General features: G+C 72.6%; 19 protein-coding genes. 14 read left to right on the top strand and 5 right to left on the bottom strand.

The window, feature by feature from the left end:
• The first annotated feature begins 48 nt into the window (after positions 1-48).
• From MHO01S_RS06620 to MHO01S_RS06600, 5 genes are read left to right on the top strand one after another with little or no spacing between them, the layout of a single operon-like run.
• Positions 49-1062, top strand: coding sequence for an ABC transporter substrate-binding protein (locus MHO01S_RS06620; protein ID WP_060960434.1), 1014 nt, complete (start codon positions 49-51; stop codon positions 1060-1062).
• Positions 1062-1835: an ABC transporter permease gene (locus MHO01S_RS06615; protein ID WP_061782038.1), complete on the top strand. Its 774-nt coding sequence runs from the start codon at positions 1062-1064 to the stop codon at positions 1833-1835. Before MHO01S_RS06620 ends, MHO01S_RS06615 begins: the two co-directional genes overlap by 1 nt.
• Positions 1835-2674 (top strand): ABC transporter permease, encoded by an 840-nt coding sequence (locus MHO01S_RS06610; RefSeq protein WP_082734232.1) that lies wholly within the window; start codon positions 1835-1837, stop codon positions 2672-2674. Before MHO01S_RS06615 ends, MHO01S_RS06610 begins: the two co-directional genes overlap by 1 nt.
• Positions 2671-3474, top strand: a complete 804-nt coding sequence (locus MHO01S_RS06605) for an ABC transporter ATP-binding protein (RefSeq protein ID WP_060960433.1) — start codon at positions 2671-2673, stop codon at positions 3472-3474. The genes MHO01S_RS06610 and MHO01S_RS06605 overlap by 4 nt, the downstream gene beginning before the upstream one ends.
• Positions 3475-5790, top strand: a complete 2316-nt coding sequence (locus MHO01S_RS06600) for an arylsulfatase (RefSeq protein WP_060960432.1) — start codon at positions 3475-3477, stop codon at positions 5788-5790.
• A gap of 26 nt (positions 5791-5816) precedes the next feature.
• Here MHO01S_RS06600 and MHO01S_RS06595 read toward each other — a convergent pair whose 3' ends face one another.
• Positions 5817-7304: an APC family permease gene (locus MHO01S_RS06595; protein ID WP_060960431.1), complete on the bottom strand. Its 1488-nt coding sequence runs from the start codon at positions 7302-7304 to the stop codon at positions 5817-5819.
• Between the two features lie 333 nt (positions 7305-7637).
• On the opposite strand from MHO01S_RS06595, the gene MHO01S_RS06590 reads away from it, so the two are divergent.
• The 5 genes from MHO01S_RS06590 (at position 7638) to MHO01S_RS06570 (ending at position 12973) form a co-directional block, all read left to right on the top strand.
• Positions 7638-8636, top strand: a complete 999-nt coding sequence (locus MHO01S_RS06590; RefSeq protein WP_060960430.1) for a sugar ABC transporter substrate-binding protein — start codon at positions 7638-7640, stop codon at positions 8634-8636.
• An 82-nt stretch (positions 8637-8718) separates the two neighbouring features.
• A complete protein-coding gene (locus MHO01S_RS06585; RefSeq protein WP_061782037.1) occupies positions 8719-10179 on the top strand; it encodes an ATP-binding cassette domain-containing protein in 1461 nt (486 codons plus the stop codon).
• 5 nt (positions 10180-10184) lie between these two features.
• The gene (locus MHO01S_RS06580) at positions 10185-11207 is read left to right on the top strand and encodes an ABC transporter permease (protein ID WP_082734231.1); all 1023 of its coding nucleotides are present in this window, start codon (positions 10185-10187) and stop codon (positions 11205-11207) included.
• Between the two features lie 47 nt (positions 11208-11254).
• On the top strand, positions 11255-11848 hold the full coding sequence (locus MHO01S_RS06575; RefSeq protein ID WP_061782036.1) for a TetR/AcrR family transcriptional regulator: 594 nt from the start codon (positions 11255-11257) through the stop codon (positions 11846-11848).
• A gap of 177 nt (positions 11849-12025) precedes the next feature.
• A complete protein-coding gene (locus MHO01S_RS06570; RefSeq protein WP_060960427.1) occupies positions 12026-12973 on the top strand; it encodes an AraC-like ligand-binding domain-containing protein in 948 nt (315 codons plus the stop codon).
• Between the two features lie 19 nt (positions 12974-12992).
• On the opposite strand, the gene MHO01S_RS06565 is transcribed toward MHO01S_RS06570, so the two are convergent.
• Complete coding sequence (locus tag MHO01S_RS06565; protein WP_061782035.1) at positions 12993-13802, bottom strand: SDR family NAD(P)-dependent oxidoreductase; 810 nt, start codon at positions 13800-13802, stop codon at positions 12993-12995.
• Positions 13803-13840: 38 nt separating this feature from the next.
• The gene (locus tag MHO01S_RS06560) at positions 13841-14563 is read right to left on the bottom strand and encodes an SDR family NAD(P)-dependent oxidoreductase (RefSeq protein ID WP_061782034.1); all 723 of its coding nucleotides are present in this window, start codon (positions 14561-14563) and stop codon (positions 13841-13843) included.
• Positions 14564-14773: 210 nt separating this feature from the next.
• Here MHO01S_RS06560 and MHO01S_RS06555 point away from each other — a divergent pair, with 210 nt between their 5' ends.
• Both MHO01S_RS06555 and MHO01S_RS06550 read left to right on the top strand, forming a co-directional pair.
• Positions 14774-15613, top strand: a complete 840-nt coding sequence (locus MHO01S_RS06555; RefSeq protein ID WP_061782033.1) for a molybdenum cofactor biosynthesis F family protein — start codon at positions 14774-14776, stop codon at positions 15611-15613.
• 1 nt (position 15614) lies between these two features.
• A complete protein-coding gene (locus tag MHO01S_RS06550; RefSeq protein WP_061782032.1) occupies positions 15615-17258 on the top strand; it encodes an amidohydrolase in 1644 nt (547 codons plus the stop codon).
• A 72-nt stretch (positions 17259-17330) separates the two neighbouring features.
• Here the strand turns inward: MHO01S_RS06550 and MHO01S_RS06545 are convergent, their stop codons facing one another.
• A complete protein-coding gene (locus MHO01S_RS06545) occupies positions 17331-18773 on the bottom strand; it encodes an aldehyde dehydrogenase family protein (protein ID WP_082734230.1) in 1443 nt (480 codons plus the stop codon).
• Between the two features lie 263 nt (positions 18774-19036).
• Between MHO01S_RS06545 and MHO01S_RS06540 the strand changes: the two genes are divergently transcribed.
• Both MHO01S_RS06540 and MHO01S_RS06535 read left to right on the top strand, forming a co-directional pair.
• Positions 19037-20701, top strand: coding sequence for a thiamine pyrophosphate-binding protein (locus MHO01S_RS06540; RefSeq protein ID WP_061782031.1), 1665 nt, complete (start codon positions 19037-19039; stop codon positions 20699-20701).
• Between the two features lie 245 nt (positions 20702-20946).
• Positions 20947-22710, top strand: coding sequence for a Na+/H+ antiporter (locus MHO01S_RS06535; RefSeq protein ID WP_061782030.1), 1764 nt, complete (start codon positions 20947-20949; stop codon positions 22708-22710).
• A 97-nt stretch (positions 22711-22807) separates the two neighbouring features.
• On the opposite strand, the gene MHO01S_RS06530 is transcribed toward MHO01S_RS06535, so the two are convergent.
• A partial coding sequence (locus MHO01S_RS06530) for an FAD-dependent monooxygenase (protein ID WP_174524666.1) occupies positions 22808-23644 on the bottom strand: 837 nt, incomplete at its 5' end.

Genomic DNA, 23644 nt, shown 5'->3' with positions numbered 1-23644 from the left:
GATGCCGACGCCCGACCCGCACCATCCGCACCCTCGAAGGAGATCCCCATGACCTTGCTCTCCCGCCGCGGCCGCACGCTCCTCGCCGCCACCACCGCCGCCGCGCTCGCGATCGCCCTGAGCGCCTGCGGCTCCTCCCCCGCCGACACCGGCGCGACCTCCGGAGGAGGCGCGTCCACCACGCTGAAGGTCGCCACGATCGGCCTGCTCGCCGACGGCGCCCTCCACCTCGGGGTCGAGAAGGGCTTCTTCGCCGAGGAGGGTCTGGAGATCGAGACCTCGGTCGTCGCGAATCCTCCGGCCGGTCTCGCCGCCGCGCAGGGCGGGCAGGTCGACCTCGCCTACGCCCCGAGCATCCCGGTGCTCAACGCCCTCAGCCAGGGCGTTCCGCTCAAGATCGTCGCCGCCGCGGACGGTTACCGCGACGGCGCCGCCGACGAAGCGGACGCCGCCAGCCTCGACGACAGCGGGCTCTACGCGAGCGCGCAGAGCGGCATCACGAGCCTCGACCAGCTGGCCGGCAAGACCATCGCCGTCCCGGCCCGCAAGGCGCAGCTGGAGGTCACGATCTCGGCGGCCCTCGAGGATGCGGGGGTCGATCCCGCGTCGATCAACTGGGTCGTGCTCGACTTCACCTCGGCCGCGGCGGCGCTCGCGGCGGGCAGTGTGGATGCCGCGGGACTCGTGACGCCGTTCACCGACCAGGCCGCGGCCGCGGGGGCGCACCTGGTGGCCTCCCCCGGCATCCAGTTCTTCCGCGCGGGCGCCGTCGGACTGTGGACGGCGGGCGCGTCCACCGTGTCGGGCAAGGCCGACGCGATCGCAGCCTTCCAGCGCGCGATCGCCAAGGCGAACGCCTACGCGAACGAGCACCCCGAAGAAGCGGTCCAGGCCGGCATCGACGCCGTGAAGTCGTCCGTGTCCGTCGCCGACGCGACCGTGCCGTACTGGCCCACCGAGGTGCGCGAGGCCGACATCCAGCGCGTCGACGACACGCTCGTCACCCTCGGCTTCCTTCCCGCGCCGGTCTCGCTGTCGGGCGTCATCGTCCCCGCACCGTGATGAGCACCCTCGCCAAGCAGGCCGCCGTCGGCGCGGCGGGCGTGATCACCGCCCTCGGCGCGTGGCAGTACGCCGCCGTCGGGCCGCTCGCCGGGTCGCCGCTGCCGCCCGCCACGGACACGATCGCCGCGGCCGTGGGGCTGCTGGGGACGGCCGATCTCTGGTCGGCCGTCGCCAGCACCCTGGCGATGGCCCTCGGGGGGCTGGCCCTGGCCGCGGTCGTCGGCATCGCCGTCGGCATCGGCATCGGCACCTCGCCGCTCGCGCTGCACGCCACCCGCGTGCCGCTCGAGTTCCTCAAGCCGATCCCGCCGATCGTGATCCTGCCGGTCGTGGTGCTGGTGCTCGGCCCCACGGCGAGCATGGGGATCTTCCTCGTCTTCTTCGGCTGCGTCTTCGCGATCGCGATGCAGACCTCGGCGGGTGTGTTCGACACCGATCCCGTCGCCCTGGCGACGTCGCGCTCCTACGGCATGGGTCGCGGCGAGATCCTCGTGCGGGTCGTGCTGCCCAGCGCCCTGCCCTACGTGGGCACCGCGATGCGGGTCGCCGCGCCGACCGCGCTGATCGTCGCGGTGGTCGCGGGCCTCCTCGGCGGCGGTCCGGGGCTCGGCCAGAGCCTGCTGCTCGCGCAGCTCTCCGGCAGCCGGACGGCGTTGTTCGCCTATGTGCTGATCCTCGGTGCACTGGGCCTCGTCGTCGCCGGGGTCAGCCAGTGGGCCGAACGCCGGCTCCTGCACTGGCACCCGCAATACCGCGAGGGGGCGCGCTGATGGCGGCCTCGGTGCCCACCGGGCACATCAGCACGGCGCGCCTGCGACGCACCCGGGCCCGCCGCGTGCCGCGCGGCATCCTGGTCGCGGTCGAAGCCGCCGTCCCGATCCTGCTCGTCGCGGCGTGGTGGGTGGCCTCGGCATCCTCCACGAACGCGTTCTTCCCGCCGCTGCAGACCATCCTCCGCCGCCTCGTGGAGATGTCCGCCGCGCCCCGGTTCTGGCTGGACGTCGGATCCTCCCTCGGCAACCTGTTCCTGTCGTTCGCGCTGGCCTCGGTGCTCGGCATCGTGCTCGGCACGGTGTTCGGGCTCGTCCGCCCGGTCTCCTGGTTCGTCGATCCGGTCCTGCACTTCTTCCGCGCGATCCCGCCCGTGGCGCTCGTGCCGATCTTCGTGTCACTGATTGGCTTCGGTAACGAGACCCGCATCGTGTCCATCACCCTGGCCGCCCTGTTCCCCACGCTGATCGCCACGATCGACGGCGTGCGCGCGGTGGACCCGGTGCTGAAGATGGTCGTGCGCGCCTACCGAATGCCGCTGCCCACGCGCGTCGCGCTGGTCACCCTGCCGGCGGCGAGCCCCCGCATCCTCTCCGGGATGCAGGTCAGCCTCGTCACCGCCTTCATCGTCATGATCGCGAGCGAGATGCTCGGCTCGTCGAGCGGGCTCGGCGCCGCGACGCTGCTGGCCCAGCAGTCGTTCGCCATCGCCGACATGTGGGCCGGCATCCTCCTGCTCGGCGTCATCGGATACGCCACCTCCGCGCTCTTCGGCCTCCTGCGCAGGGGCGTCCTGCGCTGGTACATCGCCGCTCAGCAGATGGGAAGAGAACTGTGAACACCCTCAACGCCGGCTCCCGCCGCGCCGACACCGCGCGTCTGTCCGTCCGGAGCCTCTCGAAGTCGTACCCGACCAAGCGGGGCGAGGTCCTCGTCATCGACGATCTGAGCTTCGACGTCGGCGCGGGCGAGATCGCCTGCATCGTCGGCCCCTCGGGAGTCGGCAAGACGACGCTGCTGACGTGTCTGGCCGGCCTGCAGCATCCGAGCTCGGGCGCCGCCTTCGTCGACGGCGCCGAGATCGACGGCCCTCCGCGCGAGATGGCGCTCGTGTTCCAGGAGTACACCCGCTCGCTCATGCCCTGGCTGACGGTGACGCGCAACATCGCCATGCCGCTCGCGCACCTGGGCCTGTCGCGGGCCGAACGGGCCGCGCGTATCGCCGCGGCCGTGCGCGCGGTGGGCCTGTCGGGCGCCGAGGACAAGTACCCGTGGCAGCTCTCGGGCGGCATGCAGCAGCGCGTCGCCATCGCCCGCGCGGTCGCCTACCGTCCGGAGGTGCTCGTGATGGACGAGCCCTTCGCCTCGGTCGACGCCCAGACCCGGTTCGAGCTGGAGGATCTGTGCCTGCGGATCCGCGACGAGTTCGGGATGACGATCGTCGTCGTGACCCACGACATCGACGAGGCCGTCTACCTCTCCGACCGCGTCATCGTCCTGGGCAGCAAGCCCGCCACGGTCTCCCGGATCCTCGAGGTGCGCTTCCCCGAACCGCGGGACCAGATCTCCACCCGCGCCCAGCCGGCGTTCGCCGAGCTGCGCGGAGAGATCCTCGCTCTCATCCGCGGGGCGCGCTGAATGACCGCGCACGCCCGCGGGTACGAACGCTTCCGCGGCCGGGCCGCGGAGTTCACGTCGCAGTCGACCCCGTCGTGGAACGCTCCGGCGTCGGCGCGCACCGGGGCGCCGAACGTGATCGTCATGCTCATCGACGACCTCGGCTTCAGCGATCTGGGACCGTTCGGCAGCGAGATCGACACCCCGCACATCGACCGACTGGCACGGGACGGCTGGGTGTTCACGAACTACCACACCGCCCCCATGTGCTCACCGTCGCGCGCCGCGCTGCTGACGGGGCTCAGCCCGCACCGGGCCGGCTTCGGCTACGTCGCCCACATCGATCCGGGCTATCCGGGATTCGCGGGCGAGCTGCCGGCGGATGCCGCGACGCTCGCCGAGTCCCTCCGGGCGGGCGGCTACGCGACGTTCATGGTCGGCAAGTGGCACCTGACGGTGGAGTCGCGTCTGCACGACGGCGCGGACAAGTCGTCGTGGCCGCTCCAGCGCGGCTTCGACCGGTACTTCGGCAGCATGGACGGCTTCACGTCGCTGCACCACCCGCATCGCCTGGTGGCGGACAACTCGCCCGTCGACGTCCCCGCCTTCCCGGAGGGCTACTTCCTCACCGACGACCTCACCGACCGCGCCCTCGGGATGATCGACGATCTGCGCGCCAACGACGCGACCAAGCCGTTCTTCCTCTACTTCGCCCACACGTCGGTGCACGGGCCGATCCAGGCCAAGGCGGTCGACATCGAGAAGTACCGCGGCCGCTACGAGGCCGGCTGGCAGCGCGTGCGCGAGGAGCGGTTCGCCCGCCAGCGCGCCGAGGGGATCGTCGGCGCCGACGCCGCACTGCCCGGCGACGACCTGCCGGATGCCGCGGGCATCCCCGCGTGGGAGGAGCTGACGGCCGAGGACCGGGCGCTGTTCGCGCGCCACATGGAGGTGTACGCGGCGGCGGTCGACGAGATCGATCAGAGCGTCGGACGGCTCGTGGCACGGCTGGAGGAGCTCGGCGAGCGCGAGGACACGATCATCATCGTCACGAGCGACAACGGCGGCACCGCGGAGGGCGGCCCGCACGGCACCCGCAGCTACTTCGCACAGTTCGGCGCCGACCTCGCTCTGCCGCCCGACTGGGTGCGCGACGTGCCGCGGGATCCCGATCTGATCGGCGGCCCCCGCCTGTTCAGCCAGTACCCCGCGGGCTGGGCCCGGGTCTCGAACACGCCGTTTCGGGCGTTCAAGTCGTCGACGTACGAAGGCGGCGTCCACGCCCCGCTGATCCTGTCGTGGCCCCATGCCCCCGAGGGGGCGACCACCGGCATCCGTCGGCAGTTCGTGTTCGTGTCGGACCTGGCGCCCACCGTCCTGCAGCTGACCGGCACGCCCGCACTCGCGCACCGTCAGGGCGCACCGACGGTCGAGATCGACGGATCGTCGTTCGCGGCGACGCTGTACGACGCCGATGCCGCCGGTCGGCAGCGCCAGTACTTCGAGTGCGTCGGTCGCCGCGCGCTGTACGACACCGGGCTCAAAGCGGTCGCGCCGGCCGCACCGACGCGCGCCGAGGGCGCCGCGGGCGGCGTCTGGGAGCTGTACGACCTCGACCGCGATCCCACGGAGACGCGCGACATCGCCGGCGACCACCCGCACGTCGTCCGTCGCCTGGCGCAGCGCTGGCGCGACGAGGCCTGGCGCAACACCGTGTTCCCCCTCGACGACGACGGCACGCTCTACAGCGTGCGCCCCGCGTCGGAGGGCGCACTGTCCGAGCCCGTCGTCGTGCCCGCGTTCCGTCCGCCGCTGGAACGCTACCGGTCGGCGCGGCTGACGGTGCTGCGCTCGTTCCACGTCGAGATCGACGTCACCGTGACCGCCGCCTCGCGCGGCGTGCTCCTCGCGCACGGCGATCAGGGCGGCGGGTACACGATCTTCGTCGACGACGAGGGCCTGCACCTCGCCTACAACGCCTACGGCGCGATGCACCGGTGCCCGTCCGCGCCGCTGCGACCGGGACGCCGCCGCATCCGTCTGGACGTGACCGAACTGCCCGGACTGCGCTGCCGCCTCGCCGTGACCGTCGACGGGGAGCCGGCCGGGAGCATCGCCGAGGTGCCGCTGCTGTTCGGGATGGCGCCGTTCACGGGGATCAGCGTCGGCTACGACTACGGCAGCCCCGTCGACTGGGAGCGCTACGAGCGCTCCGGGCCCGGCCGCTGGGAGGGCGGCGGCCTGAGCGGCGCCCGCTACGTCCCGGGCCCGCGCTCGGCGCACGACACGACCGTGCTGCGCGCGATCGAGGCGGCGGTGGCCGTCATCGGGGATTGACGACGATGACGGCCACCGCCCGGCACTCAGAGCTCCGCGAGCTCCTCGAAGTTCTCGAGGTCCGCCGACAGCCCGGCGTACACCTCGGGCTTCTTCGCCTTGAGGTACGCGGCGTAGGCGACGCCGCCGACGAGCGCCAGCACGAGCAGCCACGGCATGAGCTGGACGTACAGGGCGTCCGAGCCGGCGACGAGGGTGAAGTTCAGCAGCGCCATGATGCTGAAGGTGAACAGGGCGACGAAACCCAGGCCCGGCGCGATGAAGGTGCTCCACAGCCGCGGGTCGCGCTTGCGGCGGAAGTGGACGACGACCGCCAGCGCGGCGATGGCCTGCACGATCATGACCGCGAGGGTGCCGAAGCCGAGTCCGACCGGCACGAGCGTGAGCACGGGCGGCAGCGGGTTGCCGTCCGCGTCGGGCTGGACGACGACCGCGAAGACGGCGGCCACGAGGATCGCGAAGACGAGGTTCACCAGCAGCGCGCGCTGGGGCGCCCCGTTGCGGTTGGTCTGCGCGAGCCAGGCGGGCAGCACCCGCGCCCGCCCCAGGGCGTAGAGGTAGCGCGCCGCCGAGTTGTGGAACGCGAGCTGCGCGGCGAAGAGGCTCACCACCAGCAGGACGAGCGTGATCGCGCCGACGACCGGACCCAGGTAGCGGTCGATGAGGACGAGGGTCATGTCGCCGGCGGCGAGGTGGTCGAGGGCGTCCGCCTGCGCCTGGGGGACGCCCACGGCGCTGACGATCGCCCAGCCGACGATCGCGTGCAGGACGCCGATGATCACGATCGCGGCGTAGGTGGCCCGCGGGATCGTCGTGCGCGGCTCGCGCGCCTCCTCACCGAACAGCGCCGTCGCCTCGAAGCCGATGAACGCCGTCGCGACGAGCAGCAGGCCGATCCAGATCGAGCCGCCGACGAGGATCTCGGGGCTGAAGGCCTGGGTGAAGGCGTCCAGGCTGAAACCGGTGTTGACCAGCACCGACACCGCGAAGGCGAGCAGGATCAGGGTCTCCAGGACGAGCGCGACCCCCAGCACGGCCGCGCTGACGTGGATGCCGGCGCGCGCCAGGAGGAAGACCACGACGAACAGCACGACGGCGCACAGGAACCAGTTCAGCTCGATGCCGAACAGCGCCGGCAGCACCACCGCTCCCGTGAAGAAGCCGATCGTGCCGAGCGCCCCCGCGACGAAGAAGTTGTAGCCGAGGGTCGCGATCATCCCCGTCACGAGCCCCGCCGTGCGGCCCAGACCCTTCACGGCGATGGCGTAGAAGCCGCCGGCGTTGACGAGGTCGCGGGTCATCTGGGCGTAGCCCACGGCGAACAGCAGCAGCGCGACCGCGACGATCAGGACGGCGACGGGGATGCCGCCGCCGTTGCCGAAGCCGATCGCGAGCGGCATCACGACGATCGCGACGGTGAGCGGGGCGACGGCGGCGAGCACGAGGAAGACGATCGCGGGCACGCCCAGCTGATTCGCCTTCAGCGTGCCGGTGCCGGTGTCGGATGCGGACATGCGGACTCCTGTCGAACGGGTGGACGTGGCCGCCGCGTCTCGGGGAACGCGGCCCGCCACGGGTTGCGAGCGAGTATGACGGACCCGCGCCCGCGCCGGGTTGCCGGGCGATGCGGGTGAGTTGACGACGCGCGCACGCCGTACGGCATCCGGCCGGCGCTCTTGCCTGGACGGGCACGTGCGTTGACTTCGGGCGCCCGATGCGGCGCCCCTCGTTGAGCCCGCCCCGTCGGCGGGCGAAAGTGGCCGCACGTTCCCGACGTCGCACGCCCGACCGGGCGGAACGGGCAGACCGATGCCCGATGCGACGCGACCTCCGAGAGGACAGCACTCATGATGAACACCGCGCTGATGAAGGGGCTCGGCCGCACCGCCGCCCTCCTCGCGGCCACCGGCCTCGCCGTGACGATGGCCGGCTGCTCCGCCTCGTCCGACGCCGCGGGAGGCTCCACCGCCGGCGCTTCCCAGGGCGCCATCGCGTGGAGCTTCGCCTCGCAGGACGTGGCGATCTGGGCCTCGCAGCTGGAGCTGATGAAGCCGATGATCGAGGACGCCGGCTACGAGTTCCTGACCGACAACCCGTCCTTCGACGTGCAGACCCAGGTCGGCGACTGGCAGTCGTGGATCACGCGCGGTGACGTCAAGGCGATCGGCGGGTTCCCCGTGGACCCCGCGTCGATGGTGTCCGTCACGAGCGATGCGACGGCCGCCGGCATCCCCGTGGTCAGCTATGCGGTGACCTGGGACGGGGTGACGGCGACGACCGAGATCTCCAACTACGACGCGGGCTTCGCCGTCGGCAAGGCCGCGGGCGAGTGGATCGCGAAGGAGTACGGCTCGACGACCGTGTCGGTGGCCCTCCTCGCCGACACGCAGACGGGCCTCGGGATCGATCAGCTCAAGGGTCTCACCGAGGGCGTGCAGTCCACGAAGGCTTCCGTGAAGCTGTACCCCCTGGAGGCCACCACGCGCGACGTCGGCTACAGCGTCGCCCAGAGCCAGCTCACCGCCGACCCCGACACGAAGGTCTGGCTGGGCATCGGCGCCGACATGGTGCTCGGCGCCCGTCAGGCCCTGCTCGACTCCGGCGTCTCGGCGACGGATGCCGGGTACTACGTGTCGGCGACCGACGCGAACAAGGAGGTGCTCGGGCTCATCGAGAGCGGCACCGACATCTGGCGCACGTCGTTCGCGTGGAAGGCGCAGGACCTCGCCAAGGCGAACGTCGACCTGCTGCTCGCCGCCGCGAAGGGCGAGAAGCCGCAGAACATCGAGGTCGGCGTGACGCAGGTGACGGCCGACAACGTGGCCGACTTCGCCGCGAACGGCTGAGCGCGGGGCGCCGGGACGGGGATCCGCTCCGTCCCGGCGTCCTCTTCCCCCTTCCCCGTCGTATCCCCCTCCGAGGAGACTCATGTCCCGCATCGCCTTCCGCGGCGTCACCGTCGACTTCGGCGCCACCCGCGCCCTCGACGACATCACGGTCGCGATGGATGCCGGGGAGATCGTGGGCCTGCTCGGCCACAACGGCGCCGGCAAGTCGACCGTCATCAACGTCGCGGCCGGCGTCGTGAAGCCGACGGCCGGCCACTACGAGCTGGACGACGAGGTGGTGGCCGCCCCCACGCCCGCCGCCGTCGCGGCCCGCGGCGTCACGGTGGTCAGCCAGGAGCCCGCGCTCGTGGGCACCCTCTCGGTGCTCGACAACCTCTTCCTCGGGCAGAGCCACGTCGCCCACGGGGACCGGCGCGAGCTCGCCCGTGCGGCGCTCGGCCGCGTCGGCCTGGCCGACCTCGACACGGCGACGCTCGTCGGCGTGCTGCCCGTGGGTCAGCGCCAGCTCGTCGACCTCGCCCGCGGCCTGGTGCGCGGCGACATGAAGGTGCTGTTCCTCGACGAGCCGACGGCCGCGCTCGGAGCCGCCGAGACGGCGACGCTGCACGCGCTCATCCGTCGCTTCGCGGCGGAGGGGACCACCGTCGTGTACGTCTCGCATCGCCTGCCCGACATCCTCGACGTGTGCACCCGGGTCGTGGTGTTCAATGCCGGGCGGCTCGTGCGCGACGAGCCCGCGGCGACCCTCGGCATCCGCGATCTGGCCGTCGCGCTCGCCCCCGACTTCCACGACCTGGAGGAGCACACGCCCGCCGCGCGCGGGGCGGAGGTGCTGCGGGTCGCCGGGGCCATGGAGCTGTCGTTCCACGAGGGCGAGATCGTCGGGCTGTTCGGCATGGCCGCGGGCGGGCAGTTCGCCGTCCTCGAGAGCGTCTTCGGCTGGCGGCACGACGCGGTGGCGGGAGAGCTGTCGTACACGCTCGACGGCAGGCGGTTCGCGCCCCGGCATCCGGCGGCGGCCATCGCCGCGGGCGTGTTCATGTCCCCCGCCGACCGCGAGTCGGACGGCCTGGTGAAGAACCTCACGGCGCGCGAGAACACCCTGCTGCCGTGGCTGCGCGGCCTGTCGCGCTTCGGCTGGATCGGCGCGCGCACCGGTGAGGCACCGTATCGGGCGGCACGCGAGTCGCTGAAGATGATCGGACCCGGCGGCGGCGCACCGATCGGAGCGTTCTCCGGCGGCAACAAGCAGAAGCACCTGCTCGCGCGGTGGATGTTCCCCCGGACGCCGCGCGTGCTCCTGCTCAACCAACCCACCCAGGGCGTCGACATCGGCGCGAAGAACGACATCGTGCGCGCGCTGCGCGCACTCGCGGCGAGCGGCGTGACCGTCGTGGTCGCGTCATCCGAGTCCGACGAGATCGCCCGCATGTGCGACCGCGCCTACACCATCTATTCCGACCGCGCCGCGGAGATCGCCCACGGCCCACACATGGAGGAGGAGCTGCTGCGCTCGTTGCTCGAGCTCGCCGCAGCGTGACGACTATGCCCCGCATCACCGCCGAGAGAATCCGTCTCCTGCTCGTGCAGAACGGGGTGCTCATCGCCCTCGTCCTGCTGATCGCGCTGTTCGCGATCCTCAATCCGCGCTTCATCTCCGTCGGCAACCTGCAGACCATCGTGCTCCAGATCGCCGAACTCGGCCTGATCGCCCTGCCGGTGGCCTTCCTCATCATGCAGGCGAACGTCGACCTCTCGGTCGGCTCCGTGGCGACCCTGTCGGCCGTCGTGGGCGGGCTGACCATGGTGGGCACCGGCAGCCCGGTGGCCGGCATCGTCGTCGGGGTGGCGGTCGGCGCGTGCGCCGGGCTCGTCAACGGCACCCTGGTCTCGGTGCTCGGGCTGAACTCCTTCGTCGTGACCCTCGGGTTCATGAGCGCGTGGAGCGGGCTCGCACTGTTCCTCACCAACGGCAAGACGGTGAGCGGCCTGCCGTCCTCGTTCACGTCCCTCGGTTCGTTCGCCCCGTTCGGGGTGCGGATCCAGATCATCCTGCTGGTCGCCGCGATCGTGGTGGCCTGGTGGGTGCTCAACCACACGACACGCGGCCGCGAGATCCTGGCCGTCGGCGGCAACCTGCGCGCGTCGCAGCTGATGGGTCTGAGGATCAACCGCATCCGCGTCAGCACCTACGTCGTGACGGGTGCCGTCGCCGGGTTCGTCGGGCTGCTGCTCGCCGCGAAGCTCGGCGCCGTCAGCCCGATCGTCGGACAGGGGATGGAGCTGGACGCACTGACGGTGGTCCTGCTCGGCGGCGTCGCGTTCGAGGGAGGATCCGGGCGCATCCGCAGTGTCCTCTACGGCCTCGCCTTCGTCGGCGTGCTCAAGAACGGGCTCGTCATCCTCGGCATCTCCCCGTACATCCAGACGATCCTCGTCGGCCTGACGCTCGTGATCGCGGTCGGCCTCGACCGGGGGATCCAGCAGGCGGTCGCGCGCTCGATCGCGTCGAGCGCGCGACGCCGCCAGCGCCGCTACCAGCAGGAGCTCAGCCAGACGAGCGCCTAGAGTGGGCACAACGCCGCCCGCCACCGCCCAGATCCGAAGGGGAGACCGTGCCTCGACTCGTCGACCACGAGGCGATGCGCACCGAGATCATCCGCGCGACCTGGCGCCTCATCGCCGAGCGCGGGATCGCCGCCATGACGATGCGCGAGCTCGCGCGTGAGCTCGGGTTCGCCAACGGCAGCATCACGCACTACTTCCCCAACAAGTCGGCGATCCTCACGGCGGCGTTCGAGCTCGTGTACGAGGCCACCAACACGCGCTACCTCGCCGCGATCGCGCAGACCCACGCGACCGGCGTCGCGGCGCTGCGGCAGTTTCTCGTGCAGACCCTGCCGGTCGACGAGGAGCGACTGCTCGAGGCGCGGATCGTCATCCCCTTCCTCGAGCACGCCGCCGCCGACGACGAGATGGCGGAGCTGTTCCGGGCGATGATGACGCAGTGGCGCGCGCACTTCGACGCGCTCCTCGCCGAGGCCGCGGCGTCCGGCGAGCTGCGGCCGGGACTCGATCCCCGCGCCGCCGGCGATGCCCTGCTGGCCCTGCTCACCGGCGTCCAGGGCACCGGGATCCTCCTGCCCGACTCGCGCGAGCCGGCGCGCATGGAGGCCATGCTCGACACCGCCCTGCAGATGCTCCGCTGACGCCCCGTCCGGCACGACGGGGGCGCGGCGGCGACACGGCGGCGCGCGTCACCCCGATTTTTCACGGCGCATTGTCACAGCACGGTAACAATCCCGACATTATGGTCCTCCAAGCGTCGGATAAAAAGGATCATGGCAATCACCCGACAGCACCACCGCAACGAGGCGAGGTCATCCATGTCAGCGAGCCCGGCGGCGCCCAGCGCCACACTCCATCGTTTCGACAGCATCGATCGGTTCCGCACCGCCGTGAACGACTCCTTCGTGCCGCTGCGGGTCGAATCGGCCCGCCCCGGCCTGCGCGCCTACATCCGCGGCTGCGCGTCCGACGGCATCCACCTCACCGAGGTGGGCGCCACCGCCCACCGCGTCGAGCGCACCGACGATCTCATCGCCCGCTCGCCGCGCGCCGCCTTCAAGGTGAGCCTCATGCTCTCGGGCACCGGCATCCTCGTGCAGGACGGCCGGCACGCCGTGCTCCGCGAGGGCGACTTCGCCATCTATGACACCAGCCGCCCCTACACGCTGAGCTTCGACGACGACTTCCGCAACCTCGTCCTCATGTTCGGGCACGACGCCGTGAGCCTGCCGCCCGAGGTCATGCGTCAGATCACCGCGACCCGCATCGCGGGAGACGGCGGCATCGGCTCGGTCGTCGCTCCGTTCCTCGCCCGCCTCGGCGGCCGCATGAGCGAGTTCGCCGGGGCGACGGGCGTGCGTCTGGCCCGCTGCGGCGTCGACCTGATCACGACGGCCGTCGTGCGCGAGCTCGGTCTGGACACCACGGCATCCGACCCGCACCGCGCCCTCCTGAACCGCATCCACCTCTACATCGACGAGAACCTCGACTCCCCCGAGCTGTCTCCGGGGACCATCGCCGCGGCGCACTACATCTCCGTGCGACACCTGCACACGCTGTTCCAGGAGTCGGGCACGACGGTGTCCGCCGTCGTGCGACAGCGCCGCCTCGAACGCTGCCGGCGCGACCTGCTCGACCCGATGCTCGCGGAGCGGCCCGTCGCGGCCGTCGGCGCGCGGTGGGGGTTCCCCGACGCGGCCCACTTCAGCCGCGCGTTCAAAGCGGCCTTCGACGTCTCCCCGAACGCCTACCGCCGCGCCAACTGAGCCCGCCGCCCCGGGGCCGTCACATGCCCGCGTGATCGAACGCGATCGTCGGCACATCCACGATGTGGGCGCCGCCGTCGGCGACGAGCACGGCGCCCGTGAGGAACGACGACTCGGCCGAACCGAGGAACCGCACGACCGCGGCGATCTCCGCGGGCTCCGCCGCCCGCCCCAGCGGAACGTCGCGCGTCACGACACCGTACGCCTCCTCCCGCGAGGCGAGACCGGCGTGTGCGGCGAACTCGTCCATCTCGGCATCCGCCATCGGCGTGCGCACCCACCCGGGGCACACCGCGTTGACCCGCACACCGCGGCGCCCGTAGTCGCGCGCCATCGACCGCGTGAGACCGATCAGCGCGTGCTTGCCGACCGTGTAGCCCGCCACCGACGGACCCGCGAACAGCCCCGCGATCGAGGAGACCACCACGATCTGCCCGCGACTGTCGAGGAGCGCGGGAAGGGCGGCGCGCGCCATGACGAACGCCGTGTCGAGGTTCGCGCGCAGCGCGTCGTGCCACGCGACGTCTCCGGTGTCGAGGACCGTGGAGAAGCCGTGGCCCCCGGCGTTGGCCACGAGCACGTCGATCCGCCCGAACCGGGCCAGGGTCTCGGCGACCGCCGCTGCCGCCGCGTCCGCGTCGGCGGCGTCCGCGACGACCGCGACGGCTCCCGTGGCGGCGGCGACCGCGGCGAGCGGCTCGGGGCGACGGCCGACGACCACGACGTGCGCGCCGTCGTCGGCGTAGCGGCGTGCGATCGCGGCGCCGATGCCGGTGCCGCCGCCGGTGATGACGACCACCGGGGTGGGGGGCTGCTCGTGCTCGGTCATGACGGTGTCCTTTCGGGCGGGCCGGACGCGCCGGCGACTCAGGCGGGGAAGGCCGATCGGGCGCTGAACCCGAAGTCGGAGACGATGCCGGTGCCGGCGATGGCCCGCGCCGCCGGCGAGAGGAGGTAGACGATCGTCCCCGCGAGCTCGTCGGCGCTCTGCACGGGATACGCGACATCGGCGAAACCGGTCGCGAGGTCGAGATCGCCCCGACTCATCGGGGTGTCCACGATCGACGGGCAGACGGCGGCGACGCGGATGCCGTCCGGCTGCAGTTCCACCGCGGCGGCGCGCGCCAGCTGCAGCACGGCCGCTTTCGAGGCGCCGTAGGGGACCATGCCTCCCGTGGCGACGAAGGCCGAGTCGCTCGCGACGATCACGACCGCCGCCTGCGCGGACGCTGCGAGCCACGGCAGGGCGCTGCGCAACGTGAGGAAGGTGCCCGTGACGTTGACCGCCATGACCGCGTCCCAGTCGGCGAGGGAGGTGCGCCCCAGCGGCGTGCCGACGGGGCCGGAGATCCCTGCGGCGCACACGAGCAGATCGATGCCGCCGAGCCGCGCCGCGGCGGTGTCGACGGCCGCCGCGACCGCAGCCTCGTCGCGGATGTCGGCGACGACCGACAGGCGACCGGGCACGGCGACGCGATCGATCACGGCGACGACCGCGCCCTCGGCCTCGAGGGTGCGGACCACGGCCGCACCGATCCCACCGGCCCCGCCGGAGACGACGGCGCGAAGCCCTCCGATGTGCAGATCCACGACGCCCTCCCCCGGCGATCCGTTGCCGCCACTGGCATCCTGCCGGAGCGCGCGGCGGGCGAGCGGGGCTCTGCACGCAGGACACACCGCCGCGCACTCGCCGTCAACCATCCCGCGCGCGCACGCCGCACAATCGCAGAGACGGCGCGCGACGCCCCGTCGGGCCGGGCCGACCCCTGCCCGCCGCGACCACCGAGAGGACCTCGCCCGATGAGCGAAACGATCAACCTGTCCGACACGTCGACCTGGCTCCCCCTGGACGGCCTCGCCCCCGGGTTCGACGCGGGCAAGGCCGAGCCCACCTCCGACCTCGCGGGCCGCACCTTCACGATCGTGGACGAGCGCGGCACCCGCATCCGCCACACCTTCGGCGAGGGCACCGTGTCGTGGGACTACCGACCCGGGGAGGGCGACGAGACGGCGCCGTCGGCGCAGACCGACGCGTGCGAGGTGATCCGCGTCGACGAGGACCTCTACTACGCGCAGTTCCACCACACCCACCTCCCCGAGGAGGCGGTCTCGCTCTTCCTCGACCTCCGCTCGGGTCGGGCCCTGTCGGTCATCTCCCTGCTGGGGACGGCGGCGACCGGCACGACGGCCGTGCGCCACCTGTTCGCCCCGGGCACGATCGTCGAGGTGGACACCGTCGGCGACGCCCCCGCCCCGACCAGCGAGCTGATCGGCCGCCGCGTCCTCTGGGTGTACTCCAGCGTGCACGCGTACGAGCACGTCTACCTGTCGCCGCACTGGTACACCTGGCAGTGCCTCGCCGGCCCCGAGCAGGGCCTCGCCGACACCGACGAGAACACCGTGTGGCGGCTGCGTCCCGGCATCTACGTCTTCACGTGGCGCGAGAAGGTCATCCCCTGCGGGTCGGTCACCGTCGCCGACCACCGCGATGCGAAGGCGCTGCGCGCCCACGGCGTGCTCTTCGGCACCGACGAGTCGGGCGCGGGACAGACCCACTTCACCTTCGGTGCCCACGGACGCCTGCTGTCCAACACCGTGCACCCCGCCGAGTACGACCCTTCGCGTCCGCTGGAGCGCTGAGGTGAGCGCCGAACTCATCCTGACCGGAGCGACCGTCCGCACCGCCGACGCCGAGCGCCCCCGCGCCGAGGCCGTGGCCGTCGCGGGCGGCCGCATCCTGGCGGTCGGATCGGCCGCCGAGATCGAGGCCCATCGCGGTCCCGACACGCTCGTGCGGGACCTCGCGGGGGCGGCGCTCTACCCCGGATTCATCGACGTGCACAACCACCACGCGATCGCCGGCATCACCGACCTGTTCGAGCTGTCGTTCGGCTCCGCGCTCGGCCTCGACGAGATCCTGGCGCTCGTCCGCGAGCGCGCCCGCACCCTGCCCGCCGGGGCGTGGATCACGGGCGGCTCGTGGGCCAGCACGCTCATGGACGAGCTGTCGTCGTCGGCCACGCGCGCGCGTCTCGACGAGGCGTCGGACGGGCATCCCGTCATGCTCTCCGACGACAGCCGGCACAACCGCTGGGCCAACACCCGCGCCCTGGAGCTGGCGGGCATCGACGCCGTGCACCTGCCCGACGGCGGCGTGACGGTGCTCGACCCCGGCGACGGGCATCCCACCGGGGTGCTCCTGGAGGCGGCGGGCATCCCCGTCGCGCAGGCCCACGCGCGCGACGGGGCGCTCACCGCGGCGCAGCACCGGAGCGCGTCGCGCCGTGGGATCGAGCTGCTCGCGAGCTACGGCATCACGGCCTTCCAGGACGCGGCCGTCTCGCTGGAGATCCTCGAGGCGCTGCGCTCCCTGGACGAGGCGGGCGAGCTGGATGCCTGGGTGGTGTCGAGCCTGACGATCAACGACGACATCTTCGGGTTCGATCCCGTGGGACGGGCGCTGATCGACGCCGGCGAGCGCTTCCGCACGCGGCACCATCGCCCCGACTTCGTGAAGATCTTCCTCGACGGCGTGCCGCCCGCGCGCACCGCCTGCTTCCTCCATCCGTACCTGCCCGACACCGAGCACGGCGACGGCTTCACCGGCACCACGACGATGACCGGCGACGAGCTGTACGGATGGCTGCGACTGGTCGCCGACCGCGGCCTCGGCGCGAAGGTCCACTGCACCGGCGACGGCTCGGCGCGGCTGTTCCTCGACACCGTCGCGCGGCTGCGGGCCGAGGGGTTCACCGACACCCGCTTCCAGATCGCGCACGGCCAGTACCTCGCCGACGACGACATCGGCCGGATGGCGTCGCTGCGGGTCGTCGCCGACATCTCCCCGTTCATCTGGTTCCCCGGGGTCATCCCGCAGGCGCTCGCGGCGGTGCTCGGCGAGGATCGCGCCGCGCAGCTGCAGCCCAACCGCGCCCTGCTGGATGCCGGGGCGCTGGTCGCCGGCGGCTCCGATTGGCCCGTCAGCGAGTCGCCGAACCCGCTCGAGGGCATGCAGGGCCTCGTCACCCGCGCCGACCCGCTGCGCCGCGCGCCCGGCGTCCTCTGGCCGGAGCAGGCGATCACCCCCGACGAGGCGCTCGAGGCCTTCACGATCAGCGCCGCGCGGGCGATGGGGATCGACCACGAGACCGGCAGCCTCACGCCCGGCAAGTCGGCGGACTTCGTCATCCTCGACCGCGACGCCGTCGGCGGCGACCCCGACGCCATGATCGACGCCCGGGTCGTGGAGACCTGGTTCGCCGGTCGGCGCGTCTTCGCGGCCTGAGCGGCGTCGGCTCCCGGGGCGCGCACGAAGAAGGGGCGGATGCCACGGCATCCGCCCCTTCTTCGTGCGCGGTCAGGAGGTGCGGCCGGGGGTGCTCACGACCTGCGGCACGGCGACCGACTTCAGGCCCTCGACGCCGAACTCGAGGCCGTAGCCGGAGGCCTTCACGCCGCCGAACGGGACCATCGGGTGCAGCCCGCCGTGCGAGTTGACCCAGACGGTGCCCGACTGCATGCGCGTCGCGTAGGAGGCGGCCTCGGCCGGGTCGCTCGACCACACCGACGCGCCCAGTCCCACCTCGGCCGCGTTGGCGCGCGCGAAGGCGTCGTCGATGTCGCTGTAGCGGATGACGGGGAGCACGGGACCGAACTGCTCCTCGTCGACGAGCGCGATGCCGTCGGTCACATCGGCGACGATCGTCGGGCGGTAGAACAGCTCGCCGAGCTCGGGGGCCGCCTCGCCGCCGGTGACGACCCGGCCGCCGTGGGCGCGGGCGTCGTCGACGAGCTGGGCGACCAGGTCGAACTGGGCCTTGTTCTGCACCGGGCCGAGGACGTTGCGCTCGTCGAGGCCGGGGCCCATGGGTGTGCGCGCCGCGATCTCGGCGAGCGCGTCGACGACCTCGTCGTAGACGGAGTCGTGCACGTACAGTCGTTTCATCGCGGCGCACGTCTGCCCCGTGTTGATGAACGCGCCCCAGAAGAGGTCGTCGGCGATCGCGCTGACGTCGGTGTCCGGCAGCACGATGCCGGCGTCGTTGCCGCCGAGCTCGAGCGTCAGGCGCGCGAAGTTGCCCGCCGAGCTCTCGATGATCTGGCGCCCGACCTCCGTCGAGCCGGTGAACATCACCTTCGCGACGTCGGGGTGGGCGGCCAGGCGCCCGCCCACCGCGCCGGGGCCCGACACGGCGATGAGCACGTCGGCGGGGAGCACCTCGTTCATCACCGAGACCAGCGCGAGCACGCTGAGCGGCGTGTTGCTGCTGGGCTTGATCACGACCGTGTTGCCCATCCGCAGCGACGGGCCGATCTGCCAGATCGAGATCATCATCGGCCAGTTCCAGGGGCTGATCGCACCGACGACGCCGGCCGCCTTGTAGACCAGCTCGGCGTGCAGGTTCGCGTCGTCGACGAGCACCTGGGGCTCCAGGACGGTGGCCGCGTTCGTGCGCAGCCAGGCGGAGCACGCCCCCACCTCGAACCGCGCGTTCGGACCGTTGAGCGGCTTGCCCTGCTCGCGCGAGAGGAGCCGCGCGAGCGCTTCCGCGTTGGCGTCGATCGCGTCGGCGGCGGCGTTCAGCAGGGCGGAGCGCTCCGCGTGGCCGAGGGCGTCCCACGCGGGCTGGGCGGCCTTGGCCCGTGCGACCGCCGCGTCGAGCTCCTCCTCCGACTGGACGGGGGCGCGCCCGATGACCTCACGGGTGGCGGCGTCGAGGATCTCGCGCCCCTCCCCTTCGGGGGCCTGGACGCGCGCGAGCAGCGCGGCCTCGTCGAGCATGGTCGGTGAGTCGGACATCGATGTCTCCTTCGTGGATCCGAGCGCGGCGGTGCGGCGCGATGACTCTCATTGTCGGCGGCGGCGCCCCGCGCGGATTGTCGCCGGGTGCGCGGGGGTTGCCCGTGCGAGAGGGGATCGGCGACGCGGTCCCGGGCCGCACTCCCCGGCATCCCCGCCCCTATAATCGACACGTCCGGACGCGACGCGGCATCCGGTGCTCGAAAAAGGGGCACGCGAGACACATACGGCATCCATTCACCGTCCCGTCTCCCGGAGGACCCATGCCCACCGTGTCCGCGCACGTCGCCCAGACCCTCGCCGCCCACATCGACCACGTCTTCGGGGTGATGGGAAACGGCAACGCCCACGTCCTCGACGCGCTGGAGCGCTCCACCGACGTGCACTACACGGCGGTCCGCCACGAGGCGGGCGGCGTCGTCGCCGCCGACGCCTATCACCGCGCGAGCGGGCGGCTCGCCGCCGCGACCGCCACCTACGGCGCCGGCTTCACCAACACGCTCACGGCTCTCGCGGAGTCCGTGCAGGCGCACGTACCGCTCGTGCTGGTCGTCGGCGACGAGCCCACCTCCGGGCCGCGGCCCTGGGGCGTCGACCAGATCGCGCTCGCGTCGGCCGTCGGCGCCCGCACGTACACGGTGGGTCGCACGGATGCCGCGGCCACCACCGTCATCGCGATCGAGCACGCCTTGACCTATCGGGTGCCGACCGTGCTCGCGATCCCCTACGACGTCGCGAAGCTCGACGCGGGACCGGTGCCCGCGGCGCCCCAGCCGGTGCTCCCCGCCCCTCTCGCGCCTTCGCCGTTCGCCCGCGCGGCCATCGCCGACCTGGGCCGGGCCCTGGCCGCCGCCGAGCGTCCCGTCCTCCTCGCCGGTCGCGGCGCATGGATCGCGGGTGCGGGCGCGGCCCTCGGCCGCCTCGCGGACGCGACCGGCGCCGTCACGGCGACCACGGCCCTCGGGCGAGGCATCTTCCCGCGCGGCGAGTTCGACCTGGGCGTCACGGGCGGCTTCGGCGCCGAAGGAGCGATGGAGCTCCTCTCCACCGCGGACGTCGCCGTCGTCTTCGGCGCGGGACTCAACCAGTTCACGATGCGCTTCGGCGCGCTGTTCGCGCCCGGCACGCGCGTCGTCCAGGTCGACATCGCCCCCGCGGCGACGCATCCGCACGTCGGCGGGTACATCCGCGCCGACGCGCGGCTGGTCGCCGAGGCGCTGTGCGCGGAGCTCGACGCCCTCGGCGGGACGCCGAGCGGCTGGCGCGAGAGCATCGATCTCGCGGCCCTGCGGTGGCGCGAGGACGGCGACCGCCTCGCTCCCGACGGACGCCTCGACCCGCGCGCCGTCGCCGCGCGCATCGGCGAGCTGCTGGAGAGCGCGCCGTCGACGCGCGACCGGGTCGTCGTCACCGACGGCGGCCACTTCCTCGGGTGGCCCAACATGTACTGGCCCGTGGCATCCCCCGACCGGATGATGATGGTCGGGACGGCGTACCAGTCGATCGGGCTCGGCTTCCCCTCGGTGCCGGGCGCCGCGATGGCGAAGCCGGATGCCACCGTCGTGCTGTGCACGGGAGACGGCGGCGGGCTGATGGCGCTCGCCGACCTAGAATCCGCCGTGCGCGTCGCCGCGGGCCGCGGGCTGGCCGTCGTGTGGAACGACGCCGCCTACGGCGCCGAGGTCAACCTCTACGGCCTGCAGGGGCTGGCGCGCGGACCGATGCTCATCCCCGAGGTGGACTTCGCCGGCCTCGCCGCCGCGGTCGGAGCCCGCGGCGTCGTCGTGCGCACGCTCGACGATCTGGACGTGCTCGCGGAATGGGCCGCGGCCCCGGCATCCGACCGGCCGTTCCTGCTGCTCGACTGCCGCATCTCCGGCGCGGTCATCGCCCCCTACCAGCAGGAGATCATCCGCGTGAACTCCTGACCCCGCCCCTGGGCTCCCATCCGTCGGCGCGTGCCGTACTCCGTCTGCGTACGCACCAGCCGCGACCGCGACCGCGGAATCCCGCGGCCGACCCGAGCCGAGCCCGGCGTCGAGACTGAATACGGAAGGGACGGGGCGAGGACGCGGGCGGGAATGCCGGGGCCTGTCGGAACGCTGTGTCTGTGGCGCACACTGGGGTTCGACGGGAAAGCCGTCGGCGAACGCGCGCGCGGAAACGGGGTGCCATGGAAGGCCTGGAAGTCACGGTCCTGCTGGGGCTCGCGGTGCTGGCGGGGACGATCCTCGCGCCGCGGCTGCGCGTGGCGACACCGCTGGTGCTGCTCGTCATCGGGCTGCTGCTCGGCTTCGTCCCGGCGCTGCGGCAGATCGAGCTGCCGCCCGAGACCGTCCTGCTGCTGTTCCTTCCGGTCATGCTGTTCTGGGAGAGCCTGACGACATCGCTGCGCGGCGTGCGCCGGTCGCTGCGGTACATCATCCCGATGAGCACGCTGCTGGTGGTCGCCTCGGCGTTCGCCGTCGCCTGGGTCGCGACGATGTTCGGCCTGCCCTGGCCCGCCGCGATGATCCTCGGCGCGGCGGTGGCCCCGCCCGACGCGACCGCCGTCGCGGCCCTCGGACGCCTGCTGCCGCAGCGCACCTTCATGAAGCTCAAGGCCGAGAGCCTGACCAACGACGGCACGGCCCTCGTGCTCTACGCGATCGCGATCTCGGTCGCCCTCGGCGACACCGTCACCGGCTGGTCGATCACCGCGACGGTGCTGATGTCGTATCTGGGCGGCGCGGCGGCGGGCATCGCGGTGGCGGCGCTCGCCTACGTGTCGCTGCGGCGGATGCGCAACGCGCTGTCGATCAACGTCACCCTGCTGCTGGTCCCGTTCACGGCCTTCCTGCTCGCCGAGCTCGTCAACGCCTCGGGGGTGCTCGCCGTCGTCTTCGCGGGCCTCATCATCGCCTGGGCCTCCCCGCGCATCACGACGGCGGCCTCGCGCCGCACGGCGACGGCGGCGTGGCCGTTCGGGGTGTATCTGCTCAACGGGGCGCTCTTCGTGCTGATCGGGCTCGAGGTGCAGCTCGTCCTCCACGAGATCTCCCCCGGCGAGCTGTGGGGGCTCGTCCTGCTCACGATCGCCGCGTGGGCGGCGCTGCTGGTGGTCCGGTACGTCTTCCAGCTGCTGGTCTCCCCGTTCTCGCGACCGCGCACGCCCGGTCTGTCCGCCCGGACCGGCCCGGGCTCGCTCAACCGCGCCCGCATCGTCAGCACCGTCGCGGGCTTCCGCGGCGCCGTCTCGCTCGCGATCGCGCTGTCCGTCCCCCTCACGACGTCGGCCGGCGACCCCCTCGCCGGGCGGGATGCCGTCGTGTTCGTGACCGCCGGGGTGATCGTGCTGAGCCTGCTCGTGCAGGGTCCGCTGCTGCCCGCGGTCGTGCGGTGGGCGCAGCTGCCGAGCGACGAGTGGGCGGCCGACGAGCTGGAGCTCGCTCAGCGCACGATCACGGGCGCCGCCATCGCGGCCCTCGACGACATCGCCGCCGAGCACGGCATCAGCGACGAGGTCCGCGAACGCGCGCGCCGCGACGGCTACGACATGCTCGAGCTGGCCAACGCCCGTGCCTTCGCCCGGGCGCAGGCCGCCTCGGATGCCGATCAGATCGCCCAGCTCGAGGGTATGGTCGCCGCCCCGTCGGCTCCCGACACGGGCGCGCAGGCCGTCGTGGATGCCGCGGCATCCCCCGCCGAGGCGGCCTCCGAGAGCGTGACGGCCCTGACGATGCTGGCCGCGTCGACGGGGATCGATCTCACGCAGCGCTCGCCGCTGACCCGGTTCGAGGAGATGACCCGGCTCAAGCTCGCGCTGCTCGACCGCAAGCGGGAGGTGCTGCTGCGCCTGCGTCGCGAGGGCACGGTGGACGACCTGCTCGCCCGGCGGCTCGAGGCCCACCTCGATGCGGAGGAGCTGCGCCTGAGCGGTTTCGACGACCTCGACTGACGGGCCGGGAGAGCGCCCCGGCCGTTGAGCGAGCGCAGCGAGTCGAGACGCCCCACGCCGGCCGACACCACCGGCCCCACCGACCCCACGGGGCCGGTCACGCCACGGGCAGCATCCACTCCGCGAAGAACGATGCCAGCTCGTCCGTCGCTTCCAGGGGCAGGACGGCCGCGACGTACTGGTCGGGGCGCACGACGACCAGCACACCGTCCCGCGACAGTCCGCGCGCGTCGAAGATGTCCACGTCGTTCCAGCGGTTCGGTGCTGCGGCGAACACCTTCTCCCAGTCGGTGAGGGCGAGGGCACCGGATCGGGGCCGGAAGATCGCGGGGGCCCGGGTGACGTCGATCTCCTCGAACCCCTCCTGATAGATCACCTTGGCGTCGAAGATCGCGTCGACGTCGCTCCCGTGCGGGGTGTAGCGGCGCACGGGCGAGTCCGGCGCCTCGGCCAGCCACCGCGCGAAGCCGGCGACGGCGGAGTCGGCCCGCGTGCCGGCGGCGTCGGCGAAGGCGTACAGGCGCCAGCGGCCGTCGGCCTTCGCGTGATGACCGAGGTGCACCACGTTGCCGTCCGCCGCGAGCGTCACGGGTGCGCTCTTGAACCGCTTGCCGACGGGGAAGCCCGTCGCGAGGTGCTGGTACGCGTCGCTCGCCACGACGCCCGCACCGACGGTGTAGGTCGTCATGAATCCGGACGGGAACTCGGCCGTCGCCAGGTAGTAGGTCGCGAGGTCGGTGGGGTCGGAGATCTCCTCCGGCTTCCTCGCCATCAACGACGACCACTCCTTGTCGAAGTCGATGAGCTGCTGCGCGACCGGACGCCGTTCGGCGCCGTACGTCGACAGCAGGGATGCCGGGCTCAGCCCGGTGAGCACCGAGCCGAGCTTCCAGCCGAGGTTGAACCCGTCCTGCATCGACACGTTCATGCCCTG

Source organism: Microbacterium hominis NBRC 15708 (assembly GCF_001592125.1).
GTDB classification, from domain to species: domain Bacteria; phylum Actinomycetota; class Actinomycetes; order Actinomycetales; family Microbacteriaceae; genus Microbacterium; species Microbacterium hominis.
Note: the sequence above shows the minus strand (reverse complement) of the source record. Positions and strands in the feature narration are given on the sequence as shown.